A 12,511-nucleotide genomic window follows, 5' to 3' on the forward strand; every position below is an offset into this window, starting at 1 on the left:
CTCATGCCTCCTGGGTGACCCGGATCACCTCTTCAATATTGGTGACTCCGCTCAGGGCCTTGTGCAGACCGTCTCTATACATGGTGATCATGCCGTTACGGACAGCCGCTTCCTGGATCTTGCCGGCGTCGGCGTGGCTCAGCACCAGCTTGCGAATGTCGTCGTTCATGGTGAGCAGCTCCTGAATGGCCAGACGACCGTGGTAGCCGGTGCCGGCACAGTGGGCACAGCCGACGGGCCTGTGCAGCTGGATGGGCTCCCCCGAGTCAGGCGACGTCAGCTTCAGCTCTCGCACCAGCTCGGGCAATGGCTGATAGCGCTCTTTGCAGTGGGGGCAGAGTACCCGCACCAGACGTTGCCCTATCACGCCGTTGAGGGTGGAGGTGAGCAGGTAGTCTTCCACCCCCATTTCCAGTAGTCGGGTAACGCTGCTGGCGGCATCGTTGGTGTGCAAGGTAGACAGCACCAGGTGCCCGGTCAGCGCCGACTGCACACAGATACGGGCGGTTTCCAGGTCGCGCATTTCCCCCACCATGATGACATCGGGATCCTGACGCACTATGGAGCGCAGGGCGCTGGCGAAGGTCAGTCCTATGGCTGGCTTGACGTGGATCTGGTTGACCCCTTCCAGCTGGTATTCCACCGGATCTTCTACCGTGATCAGTTTCAGCTCTGTGGTGTTCAGCTGATTAAGGGCGGTATAGAGGGTGGTGGTCTTGCCGCTGCCGGTGGGGCCGGTCACCATCACCATGCCGTGGGGGATCTTCAGAACCTGCTGAAAGCGTCGCTTGGTGTGTTCGGCAAAGCCCAGGGCGTCGAAGTCGAGTACGACACTCTCCCGGTTGAGTAGCCGCATGACCAGGCTTTCGCCGTGCATGGTGGGCACAGTGGATACCCGGATATCCAGCTCCATGCCCTGAATCTTGAGTTCGATGCGGCCATCCTGGGGCAGGCGTCGTTCGGCGATATTGAGCCGGGCCATGATCTTGATGCGAGAGATAATGGCCGGGGTCATGTTCACCGGCGGTGCCTCGCTTTGCTGGAGCACACCGTCGATGCGGTAGCGGATGTTGAGCCGGTTTTCGAACGGCTCGACATGAATGTCGGAGGCGCGCAGATCCACCGCCTTCTGGATGATCAGGTTGACCAGGCGGATAACGGGTGCTTCGCTGGCCATGTCCTTGAGCTGGGCGATGCTTTCTTCGGTTTCTTCCTCTTGCTGTACCGCAGAGAGGATATCGCCCATCTTGCTCTGGCCTTCACCGTAGAGACGTTCGATGGTGGAGGTGATTTCCGAGCTGACCCCCACCTGCAACCGTATCGGTTGTTGGCACATCATGGCCATGGCGCGAATGGAGAAGTCGTCTCTGGGATCGACCATCGCCAGTACCAGTTCATTGTTGTCCTGCCGCAATGGCACCAGATGATGTTCTTTCAGGAAGCGATAGGGCAGGGGGCCCTCGAGTGGAGGAGAAAGCGGATATTCCTCGACGGCGGTCAGCGGTAGCCGGGTCAGCTCTGACAGGCATTTGGCCAGGTCTCGCTCCGATATCATGCCCAGATTCAGCAGCAAAGCCGTCAGGGAGCCGCCATCGGCCTGCCTTTGGCGCATTCGTTCCAGCCGGGCAAGCTCTTTATCCGAGATGTGCCCCTGCTCTATCAGGGTTTGCCCCAGTCGTGTATCTTCTACTGCCGATAGAGTCCCTTCGGTGTCCATACGGATTCTCCCTGTGCCTGAGATCAAGCATAGACGGCTTTGAGCTACCGCTGGTCGGGTGAATTGCGGGATTTCTGGCACCAATATGGAATAAATATTCTGCTTTTAGGTATATATATTTGGTATTTAGGCATTGACCGGATAGGGCATCCATATTTCAATAGCGGCGGGTCTTAAATCTGTATACCGGATAAAAGTTTTACAAAAAAATAACAAGGAAGATATCGTGACGTATATTCATGACACCATTGCCAAGCTCAAGAAAACCAGCCCTGCTCAGGCAGAGTTCTATCAGGCGGTGGAGGAGGTGCTCGACTCGCTGCAGCCCATCCTGGAAACCAGCGAAAAATACCAGCTGCATTCCATTATCGAGCGGATGATTGAGCCAGAGCGCCAGATCATGTTCCGGGTTCCCTGGGTTGATGATCAGGGCAAGGTACAGGTCAACAAGGGTTATCGCATCGAGTTCAACTCGGCTCTGGGTCCTTATAAAGGCGGTCTGCGTTTTCACCCCAGCGTTAACGCCGGCATCATCAAATTCCTCGGATTCGAACAAATCTTCAAGAATGCCCTGACCGGTCTGCCTATCGGCGGCGGCAAGGGCGGCGCCAACTTCGATCCCAAGGGCAAGTCCGACGGCGAAATCATGCGTTTCTGCCAGTCCTTCATCAATGAACTGTATCGCCACATAGGCCCGACCACAGACGTGCCCGCCGGTGATATCGGCGTGGGTGCCCGTGAAATCGGCTACATGTTTGGTCAGTACAAGCGTCTGACCGGCAACTACGATGGCGTCTTCACCGGCAAGAGCCTATTGTGGGGTGGTTCTCTGGTGCGTAAGGAAGCCACCGGTTACGGTTGTGTCTACTTTGCCCAGTACATGCTGGAAAACAAAGGCGACACCCTGGCCGGCAAACGCTGTCTGGTATCTGGCGCCGGTAACGTGGCCATCTATACCATAGAGAAGCTGTATCAGCTGGGTGCGGTTCCGGTGAGCTGCTCCGACTCCAGCGGCACCATCTATCACGAAGCTGGTATTAATCTGGATACCCTGAAAGAGCTGAAGGAAGTGCGTAAGGTTCGCCTGAACGAGTACCTGACCGCGCACCCGGATGCCAGGTTTATTCCGATTGCCGAGTACCCGGAAGACGGCAATGCGGTATGGCGCCTGCCTGCCGATCTGGCCTTCCCCTGTGCCACCCAGAACGAGCTGAGCGAAACCGACGCCCAGGCGCTGGTCGCCAATGGCTGCATCGGGGTATCGGAAGGGGCCAACATGCCTTCTACCCAGGATGCGGTAGAGGTGTTTCTGGATGCCAAAATCCACTACGGACCGGGCAAGGCCGCCAATGCCGGCGGTGTGGCCACCAGTCAGCTGGAAATGGCACAGAATGCCAGCATGCAGCGCTGGAGCTTCGAGGAAGTGGACGAGAAGCTGAAGGTGATCATGAAGAACATCTATCTGAGTGCCAGCGAAACCGCGGCCGAGTTTGGCGAACCCCACAACCTGGTGCTGGGTGCCAATATCGCCGGTTTCCGCAAGGTTGCCGACGCCATGATTGAGCAGGGCGTGGTGTAAGCGAGCTCTCGCTTAAACAACGTCTAAAGGCCCGGTAGTCCCGGGCTTTTATTTTTTTAGGCTTCGCGCTCTATCGCAATCACCGAAATTTCTACCAGCAACTCGGGGCGAGCCATGGCGGCTTCCACGCAGGCGCGAGCCGGGGCGTGTCCTTCCGGCACCCAGGCATCCCATACCGCATTCATGGCGGCAAAGTCGGCCATGGTATTCAGATAGATGGTGGCAGACAGCATATGTTCGCGGCTGGAGCCGGCTTCCAGCAGCAGCTCATCCACCTTGTCCAGCATGGTCACGGTTTGCTCGGTAATACCCTTGGTGGCATCCTTGCAGACTTGGCCGCACAGATAGATGGTACCGTTGTGCTTGACGATACGGCTCATGCGCTGGCCAATTTGTTGACGTTCTATAGTCATTTCTACTCCGTAAATACGATGAAAGTGGCAGTATGAACCAAACCTTACCCGTTGGGCTGCTGTTGTAAACTGATACTAGTGAGCAAGGTGAAATAATATGGCGGTGATCACGGGACTGAATCTTTATCCGATCAAGTCGGCGGCAGCGGTGACGGTCATGGAGGCCTGGGTTTCCCGCGAGGGGCTCACAGGGGATCGACGCTATATGCTGGCCAGGCCGGATGGCAGCTTCGTGACCGCCCGTACCCACCCGCGCATTCAATCCATAGTAGTGAAGCCGGTCGCCGGGGGGCTGGACCTGCAATATGGCGATGAGCGGCTGGCAGTGCGCCACCAGCAGTTTGGGCTGCAACCGGTAACCACCTTCGTGTGGGACGATCAGTTTACCGCCTGGAGTACCCATTCTGAATATGACGCCTGGTTCAGCCAGATCCTGGAACAACCGGTTCAGTTACTCTGGGTGGGTGAACAATCCGGCCGTTATCGCGACAAGCTGGGGATCGCTGTCAGTTTTGCCGACGGCTACCCGCTGCTGCTGATCTCCGAAGCCTCACTGACCGATCTCAACCTGCGCGCAGACGCCCGGCAGGAAATGTCCCAGTTTCGTACCAACCTGGTGGTGACCGGTACCCGACCCTTCGAAGAGGACGGCTGGCGGCGCATTCGTATCGGTGACGTAGAGTTTCTGGTGGCCAAGCCCTGCAGCCGTTGTGTGATGACCACCATAGAGCCGGACAGCGAACACTTTAACCGGATGAAGGAGCCGCTGGCGACGTTGCTGCGTTACCGGAGGGGAGAGGATGGCGACGTTTATTTTGGTCAGAATCTGGTGCCGCTCAACGAAGGGCACATTCGCCTGGATGACGAGGTGGAAGTACTGGAATACGCCAGTGCGCCCATCTATCCGGACGCGGCGCCCAGACGCCGGACACTGCGCTGTGTGGCGCGCGAACCGCTGGCGCGGGACATGGATACCTACTGGCTGGAGGCGACGGACGGCAAGCCCCTGGCCGATTACCAGCCGGGTCAGCATTTACCGGTAGCGCTGGATATCGAAGGGCGGAGACACCTGCGCTATTACACCCTGAGCTCCAGCCCGACACGACCGGGCCGTTATGGCATCAGCGTCAAGCGTCAACCGGATGGCCGGGTGTCGAACTGGCTGGCCGAGGCGCTTCAGCCGGGCAGCACCCTGCTGGCGCACGCGCCGACCGGCGACTTCATTCTCAAACCGGCGGAACGGTACCTGCTGTTATCGGCTGGCTCCGGCATCACCCCCATGTTGTCGATAGTCCGCGCGCTGGCGGATCGGAAGCAGCTGAAGGATCTGGTGTTCCTTCATGTATGTAGAACCGAGGCAGACATTCCCGCCCGGGCCGAGCTGGAACAGCTGGCCGCCGATCATCCGGGACTGACGCTTGAATTCGTGCTGACCCGACCGGCGCGAGGCGAGGGCGGTCGCCTGATCCTGGCCCAGCTGGCGGCAATACCGGCCTTGCCACAACGCCGGGTTTATCTTTGTGGTCCCGATGGTTTCATGCAGCAGGCCCGCAGTTGGCTGCTGGCGCTGGGTGTTCCGGTGGGAATGCTGCGGCAGGAGTATTTCGCCAGTCCGCAAACCGAGACTGTTTCACGTGAAACACTGAGTGTGAATATTCGTATCGGCGAGCGCGAGTTTGTCGGCAATAATCGGCAGGACCTGCTGACCCAGGCGGAAGGCCAGGGCGTGAGCCTGCCCTGGTCCTGTCGGGCCGGCATCTGCGGCAGCTGCAAGCAGACCCTCAAATCCGGCGAGGTGGATCAGCCCGAGGCGCCAGCGTTGTCGGCGGCGGAGCGGAAGGCTGGGGTGATCCTGACCTGCTGCTGTGTGCCCCTGTCGGATGTGGAGTTTAATTATCCGTAGATTCTGTCTTCCAGAAACTGTTTCAGATCCTTCAGCGTTTTCAGGTGCTTGAGCAGCTTGTTGTTATTCTTGATATCTGCCTTGAGCGCCTTGGTGTGTTCGGCGAAGTTTTGGTCGCTGGATATCCTGCCTACATGCCGGAAGCGGTTCCATATGGTCGACTCCATGCTGTCTTTCATGAATACCTGTTCATATTGCCGCTCCAGATCGCGCAACTGCCGGCGTAACAGTTCATTGATGTCGTCCAGATCCTGCTTCTTCAGCTGGCCCAGCGCATCGGTATCGAAGTGCTGCCGGTGCAGTTCGATCAGGGTGTAAATATCGTTTTCTTTTCTGGCTGCCAGAAGTTGCTGCATTTGCTCATGCCTGACGGCCTTCAGGGAGGCATCCTGTTCCAGATCCGGATGCAACCGTTTTGCCAGCTGCTTGTAAAGGCGGTGGATTAGAGCCTTGCCTTCCGCCTGGCCGTCGACGGATTTGGCGTCTTTGGTATCGAAGCGGTCGCCCTGTTCTTCATCGTCTTCTTCTTCCGGCCAGTCCAGGTCGTCCGCCTGCATTTTCTCCATCATTCGCTGCATGAATTCGGTCGGGCTGTTCAGGAATAGTTCGACTTCTTCATCGTCTATCTCCAGGCCCAGCTCCCGGTATATATCACCCCTGATATCCTCGCGCTCGGACTGCGATAGCGCGGGCGCTTCGGGTTGGGGGTAGAATTGCTTGAGCAGTTCTTCGGCGCGGATGAGTAATTCGGATGGGTTCAGCCCATCTTCGATAAAGGGATTGGTAGACAGCATGCCCAGCTCATCCTGTATCCAGCGGAACAGATCGTCCCTTTGCCACTGGGTCAGGGATTTGCGGGAGAAAAAGGTCAGCAGCCGCTCGATCAGCTGATACTGGGTTCTGGCCTGTTTCCGCTCCAGAGGAAGTATCTCGTCATTGAAGCGATCCACTATCTTGCGAACCCGTTTTTCCTGGCCTGCCAGGCGGGTTTTCTGTTTTTCGATCTTTTCCCAGAGCAGTTGAAACTGATCACCGGGTGTTTTTTTGGTTGGTTTGGTGGTGGTGAGCTTGGTCATATCGGCGTCTGTGATGAGAAGGAGATGGCTATTTTAGAATCGGTCAGGGACGCAAGGCAAAAATTTACTGCCCGCACGAGGGCGGGCAGGCTGACATCTTATCGGCTGGCTTCATCCACCAGATAGAGGATGGACTCGTAGTTGATGCCGCTGTGGTGGCTGAGACCCAGTTCGCAGGTGCGGCTGTTGCTGAATCCACGGGTACAGTCGGCGGGCACCTGCTCCTTCAATGGCTTGAGGGCGGCGGCGTTCAGCTCGGGCAGGGTAAATCCCTTGTCACCGGCGAAGCCGCAGCATTCGATATGTTCCGGCACCACTACCTTGGTGGCGCAGCGTTGGGCCAGCTCCAGCATTCTGTTGGTCAGCCCCATGCGCCGGCTGCTGCAGGTAATGTGCAGCATCACCGTCTCGTTCACCGGCTGCAGTGCCAGCCGATCAAGTGCCAGCTCCAGCACAAAGGCCACCGGCTCATAGACGGTGAGCGGCAGGGTGAAGCCGTCCTGACTCAGCTTGGCGCAGGGGCTGGTGTCCATCAGCACCGGCCAGCGGCCCTGCTCCGAGGCCTGCCATAATCTAGCTTCCAACTCCTGAGTTTTGTCGTCGGCAAGACCGGCCATGCCCTTGCTCTGGTAGGGCATGCCGCAACACAGGCTGTTCAGCTCCCGGGGCAGAATGACATCGAAGCCGGCTTTTTCCAGCACTGCCTGGGTGACCTCGGTCAGCGAGCGGCGATCGGAGGCTGCCGGGGACTGGCCAAGGGTGCGGCTGGAGCAGGAGGGGAAGTAGACCACCTTGGGCCTGTTCTGATCCGAGCACTGTGGCCGATGCCGGTTGGCGGCCGGCGTTTCCGGCAACCATAGCGGCACCTTGTTCTTGCTTGCCGTGCGCAGACCCAGATTCATTCCCGCAACAGCACGGTCGCCCAGCAGCCAGCGGCCCATGTCCGCGGTATTCAGGCCGATGGCGACCGCCCTGGTGGTGCCGGCGAAGTGATGGGCACTCCAGCGGGCAATGGGTTCAAACTTCTGATAACGGGCGGTGCGCAGCTTTCGTACCAGGTTTCCGGTATTGATGCCCACCGGGCAACGCTGTTCGCAAAGGCCGGTGGCGGCGCAGGTGTCGACGCCCTGATAGTCGAACACTTGCTGTAACGAGTCGTCGATGCGGTCACCGGTTGCTTCCCGACGTTGCAGCTCACGATAGAGCACGATGCGCTGGCGCGGCGTCAGGCTCAGATCCCGGGACGGACACACCGCCTCGCAGAAACCACATTCGATGCACTTGTCGACGAGGGGGTCGGCGGCAGGCAGGGGTTTGAGGTTTTTCAGATGAGCCTCTGGGTCCTCGTTGAGGATGACGCCCGGATTGAGAATGCCCTGCGGGTCGAATAGCGCCTTGATGCGTTGCATCAGCCTATAGCCATCCTGGCCCCACTCCAGCTCTACATAGGGGGCCATGTTGCGACCGGTGCCGTGTTCGGCCTTGAGCGATCCCTGATATTCCACCGCCACCAGCTGGGCCACCGCGTCCATGAAGCCGCCGTAACGGTCCAGTTCGGCCTGCGAGTCGAAGCCCTGGGTAAACACGAAATGCAGATTGCCGGCCAGGGCGTGGCCGAAGATGATGGCCTCATCATAACCGAAACGGTCGAACAGCTCGGTCAGCCTGCGTACCGCCGACGCCAATTGTTCCACGTGAAACGCCACGTCTTCGATGATTACCGTGGTGCCGGTTTCACGCACCGCACCCACCGCCGGAAACATGCCCTTGCGCATGGCCCACAGGGTGGCACAGACCGCCTTGTCCTGAGTGAAGGGCACTTCGTTGAGCCGAGCGAAGTCCACTATCGCCGCCATCGCCTGTTCGCACCGGGCCAGCAATTGCGCCTCGCTTTCGCCGTGTACCTCAATCAGCAGGGCGGCGGCCTCCAGATCCAGTTCTTTGATGAAGTCCGGCATAGCGGCGTTGTCGGCGATGGATCGCAGCGCCCGCCCGTCCATCAGTTCTACCGCAGCCACTTGGGTATTGGCCAGTTCGGTCACCGCCAGACAGGTGGTTTCGATGTCCGGATATACCAGCAGGCAGGAGGCCTTGAAGGCATGATCGGGCACAGTGTGATAAGTCACTTCATTGATAAAGCCGAGGGTGCCCTCGGAGCCGATCATCAGATGCGCCAGCATATCGAAGGGGTCGTCGAAGTCGATCAGGGCGTTGAGGCTGTAGCCGGTGGTGTTCTTCAGCCGGTACTTGTGGTGAATACGCTCGGCCAGCGTCGCATTGTTTTTTACCTCGTCGGCCAGCTGCCGCAGTCCGGCCAGCAACTCGGGCTTCTGTTCTGCGAACAGGGCCCGGCTTTGTTCATCCCGGGTGTCCAGCAGGCTGCCGTCGGCCAGCACCAGACTCATGCCTGCCAGGGTGCGGTAGGAGTTTTGCGCCGTGCCGCAGCACATGCCCGAGGAGTTGTTGGCGGCGATACCGCCTATTTTGCAGCTGTTGATGGACGCCGGGTCCGGGCCTATCTTGCGGCCGAAGGGGGCCAGATACTTGTTGGCATCGGCGCCGATCACCCCGGGTTGCAGGGCTATCCTGTGGCCGTCGTCCAGCACTTCATGATGGCGCCAGTCGTTGGTGAGGGTGATTAGCACCGAATCGGATACCGCCTGGCCCGACAGGCTGGTGCCGGCGGCGCGGAAGGTGCAATGGATGCCATGCTCGCCACAGATCTGCAGCACCCGCACCACTTCATCTGTGCTTGCCAGTCGTAATACCAGCTGCGGCAACAGCCGGTAAAAACTGGCGTCGGTGCCGTAGGCCAGACAGAGCGACGGGTCTGTGATGATGCGATTATCGGGCAAAAACCGGCTCAGTTCGTCAACCAGCAGGCGGTAGCGTTGTTCCATTAAAGGTCCTTTAATATAAGCGCTTAAGTGATTTCGATATTGGTGTATCCATCAGACGTCTTCCAGGATCAGCACCAATAGTTGCTTCGGGCCGTGGGCGCCATAGGCCAGAGTCTGCTGAATGTCGGCGGTCTTGGATGGCCCCGAGACCAGCAGCAGATTGGTGGGCATATTTTCTGCCCAGCCCTGGTCCGCCATCATCGCCGGCAGGTTGGCGTGCAGGGTCGAGGCCTTGAGAATAGCGATATGGCAGGGAGGCACCAGCGACAGGGTACGAGGTTCTGCCGAGCCGGGCCAGAGTACCAGGGTACCTGTGGCGGCAATGGCGCCGTGACAGCCGGTTATGCCGGCATCCACCCGGTTGAACAGCTCGTCTTTCCACTGTTCCAGCGGCTGGTCGAAGGGCAATTTTTCGGCGCAACCGGCCAGAGCCTCGGTTATCTCGGCATGGAAGTCTCCGCCGGTGCCGGTGGCGATATGTTTCAGTCCCATCTTCTCGATCCGGGTCTTCAGGGTCGCTATCAGTTCACCACGCTTCAGGTTGATCACCTCGGCATGATTCTGCTGTAGCAGTTCTGTCAACCGGCTAAGCATGGTGTTTCGGTCGGAGTTATCCCAGACAGGGTAGTCCGGATTATTGACCGGCAGCGGCTTGACCTGTGCCTGAAGCAGTCGGTTGAAAATGGCATTTCGGGCAGTCGACATTATTTGTTCCTCTCGGCCATCAGTTCGCGCAGGGTTCTGGCGGCGGGTCTGGGGGCGGTGCGACAGCGAGTCCAGGGTCCCAGTTTGCTCGGTATCAGGCCGCGAAGACGGGTGGCGCACCAGCTCATCATTTGGTACAGCGCCGGCTTGCGGGTGAGCAGGCCGAAGCTGCGCCAGGCAAAGGCTTCCAGATTGCTTTTGGCTGCACCCTGGCCGCGCAGGGCGGGTACACCGGGGCGGGGCGCCTGTTTGGCCTCGCGCCGCAGTCGCTGCAACAGTTCGGGAATGGGAATACGTACCGGGCAGACTTCGCCGCAGGCGCCACACAGGCTGGAGGCGGTGGGCAGATCCTGAGTTTCTTCCAGCCCCATCAGGTGGGGTGAAATAATCTTGCCGATGGGCCCGGGATAGACGGTGCCATAGGCATGACCCCCGATGCGGGTGTAGACAGGGCAGTGGTTCATGCAGGCGCCGCAGCGAATGCACTGCAGCGTCTTGCGCATTTCCTCATCCACGAAGGCCTGACTGCGGCCATTGTCGAGTAACACCAGATGCACTTCCTTGGGGCCATCCAGCTCGTCGCTCTTGCGAGGCCCGCTTATCATGTTGAAGTAGGTGGTAATGGTCTGGCCGGTCGCCGAGCGGGTGAGGGCGCTGAACAGTGGTGGTACGTCGTCCAGAAACTCAACCACCTTTTCGATACCTGTGATGGCGATATGCACCTCGGGAACTGTGGTGCACATGCGCCCGTTGCCCTCGTTTTCCACCAGGCACAGGGTACCGGTTTCGGCCACTGCGAAGTTGACGCCCGAGATCCCGATGTCGGCGCTACGGAATTTTTCGCGCAATACATTGCGCCCGGTCTGGATCAGGGTATCCACGTCCAGGGTGTGTTTGAAGCCGGGCACGTGCTCGGCAAACAGGTCAGCCACTTGCTGTTTGTTCTTGTGAATGGCGGGCATGATGATGTGTGACGGCGTTTCGTCGCCGAGCTGGACTATGTATTCGCCCATGTCGCTTTCCAGGCAGTCGATGCCTTCCTTCGCCATGGCGTGGTTCAGCTCTATCTCTTCGCTCACCATGGACTTGCCCTTGACCGCCAGGATGCCGCCATGAGACTGAATGATGTCGGCGAAGAGGGCGTTGGCCTGCTCGGCGTTTTCTGCCCAGTGCACCCGGATGCCGTTGGCGATGCAATTGGCTTCCAGTTGTTCCAGCAACGTCGGTAGTTTACTCAGACAGCGCTGCCGGATGGCTTCGGCCCGGTCGCGGATGGCGCTCTCTTCATCCGGGTCGGCGAAGGCAGTCTGGCGTTTGTCGCGCAGATAGTCCATGGCGCCACGGAAGTTGGCTCGCAGCTCGGGGTTGGCCAGAGCCTCCTCGGCCTGGGGATGAAACAGCTGGGGTTTATTGTGCATTATGTCCCTCCAGTCGGCTTAGCAGAAAGGTCGCCAGATGTGTTCCCTGCAGTTCTTTTCCCTGAAATTCCAGAGCCCCGTTGATGTTGAGCAGGCAACCCCAATCGGCACTGATTAGCTGCTCGGCTCGGGTGTCGTGCAGATGCCGGGTCTTGTCTTGCACCATGGCTTCGCTGATCGCCGGGTGGCGTACCGAAAAGGTGCCGCCGAAACCGCAACATTCGCTTTCGTAGGCCTGTTCGCGCAGTTCTACTCGCTCCAGTTGGCTCAGCAGGTGGCGGGAAGTGGTGTGTACCTTCATTTCCCGGCGGGCGGCGCAGGAAGTGTGCAGCACCACCGAGGTGGATGGTCCCTGATCCTTCAGCTGTATGCGGCATACCTGCACCAGAAACTCGGTGAGTTCGAATACCCGCTCACAAAATCGATTCACTGCCGCCTCTTGCTCGCTGCCGGCGAACAACCTGCGGTAATGATGGTGCATCATGCCGCCGCAGGATCCGGACAGCACTATCACTGGCCAGGGCTCGGGGAAAAGTTCCATCTGGCTCAGAGCTGTAGTTTTGGCATCCTCTTCGTAGCCGGATGAATAGGCTGGTTGACCACAGCAGGTTTGCTTGGGCACGTAGATGACCTCGACACCGGCCAGTTCCAGCAGGCGGATGGCATCCAGCCCGCTCTGGGGGGAGAACATGTCCACCAGGCAGGTGGCGTAGACATACACCTTTTCTGGTTTGGCCGGGTAGATACGAATAGTGGACGACATAAGGTAATTCCTTCAAATAACATTGTTTTAGCTGTTG

The 12,511-nt window shown here is 58.9% G+C and carries 9 protein-coding genes; 2 read left to right on the plus strand and 7 right to left on the minus strand.

Annotated features, from left to right (window positions below; genetic code table 11):
- Position 1: 1 nt before the first annotated feature.
- Positions 2–1,717: a type II secretion system ATPase GspE gene (gspE, locus tag UN63_RS04410; RefSeq protein ID WP_104485569.1), complete on the minus strand. Its 1,716-nt coding sequence runs from the start codon at positions 1,715–1,717 to the stop codon at positions 2–4.
- Positions 1,718–1,943: 226 nt separating this feature from the next.
- On the opposite strand from gspE, the gene gdhA reads away from it, so the two are divergent.
- Complete coding sequence (gdhA, locus tag UN63_RS04415; RefSeq protein WP_104485570.1) at positions 1,944–3,296, plus strand: NADP-specific glutamate dehydrogenase; 1,353 nt, start codon at positions 1,944–1,946, stop codon at positions 3,294–3,296.
- Between the two features lie 56 nt (positions 3,297–3,352).
- On the opposite strand, the gene UN63_RS04420 is transcribed toward gdhA, so the two are convergent.
- Positions 3,353–3,709 (minus strand): RidA family protein, encoded by a 357-nt coding sequence (locus UN63_RS04420; RefSeq protein ID WP_104485571.1) that lies wholly within the window; start codon positions 3,707–3,709, stop codon positions 3,353–3,355.
- 97 nt (positions 3,710–3,806) lie between these two features.
- Here UN63_RS04420 and UN63_RS04425 point away from each other — a divergent pair, with 97 nt between their 5' ends.
- On the plus strand, positions 3,807–5,612 hold the full coding sequence (locus tag UN63_RS04425) for a hybrid-cluster NAD(P)-dependent oxidoreductase (protein ID WP_104485572.1): 1,806 nt from the start codon (positions 3,807–3,809) through the stop codon (positions 5,610–5,612).
- Here UN63_RS04425 and UN63_RS04430 read toward each other — a convergent pair.
- From UN63_RS04430 to UN63_RS04450, 5 genes are all read right to left on the minus strand, one after another.
- Complete coding sequence (locus UN63_RS04430) at positions 5,603–6,688, minus strand: hypothetical protein (RefSeq protein WP_104485573.1); 1,086 nt, start codon at positions 6,686–6,688, stop codon at positions 5,603–5,605. The two genes, UN63_RS04425 and UN63_RS04430, sit on opposite strands and share 10 nt — an antisense overlap.
- A gap of 98 nt (positions 6,689–6,786) precedes the next feature.
- Positions 6,787–9,588 carry an FAD-binding and (Fe-S)-binding domain-containing protein gene (locus tag UN63_RS04435; protein ID WP_104485574.1) on the minus strand — a complete coding sequence of 934 codons (2,802 nt, stop codon included), beginning with the start codon at positions 9,586–9,588 and terminating at the stop codon, positions 6,787–6,789.
- Positions 9,589–9,639: 51 nt separating this feature from the next.
- Positions 9,640–10,293: a LutC/YkgG family protein gene (locus tag UN63_RS04440; protein ID WP_104485575.1), complete on the minus strand. Its 654-nt coding sequence runs from the start codon at positions 10,291–10,293 to the stop codon at positions 9,640–9,642.
- Positions 10,293–11,711 (minus strand): LutB/LldF family L-lactate oxidation iron-sulfur protein, encoded by a 1,419-nt coding sequence (locus UN63_RS04445; RefSeq protein ID WP_104485576.1) that lies wholly within the window; start codon positions 11,709–11,711, stop codon positions 10,293–10,295. The genes UN63_RS04440 and UN63_RS04445 overlap by 1 nt, the downstream gene beginning before the upstream one ends.
- Positions 11,701–12,474, minus strand: coding sequence for a (Fe-S)-binding protein (locus UN63_RS04450; RefSeq protein ID WP_104485577.1), 774 nt, complete (start codon positions 12,472–12,474; stop codon positions 11,701–11,703). The genes UN63_RS04445 and UN63_RS04450 overlap by 11 nt, the downstream gene beginning before the upstream one ends.
- Between the last annotated feature and the right edge of the window lie 37 nt (positions 12,475–12,511).

This window comes from Oceanisphaera arctica, from assembly GCF_002936955.1.
Classification (GTDB): domain Bacteria; phylum Pseudomonadota; class Gammaproteobacteria; order Enterobacterales; family Aeromonadaceae; genus Oceanimonas; species Oceanimonas arctica.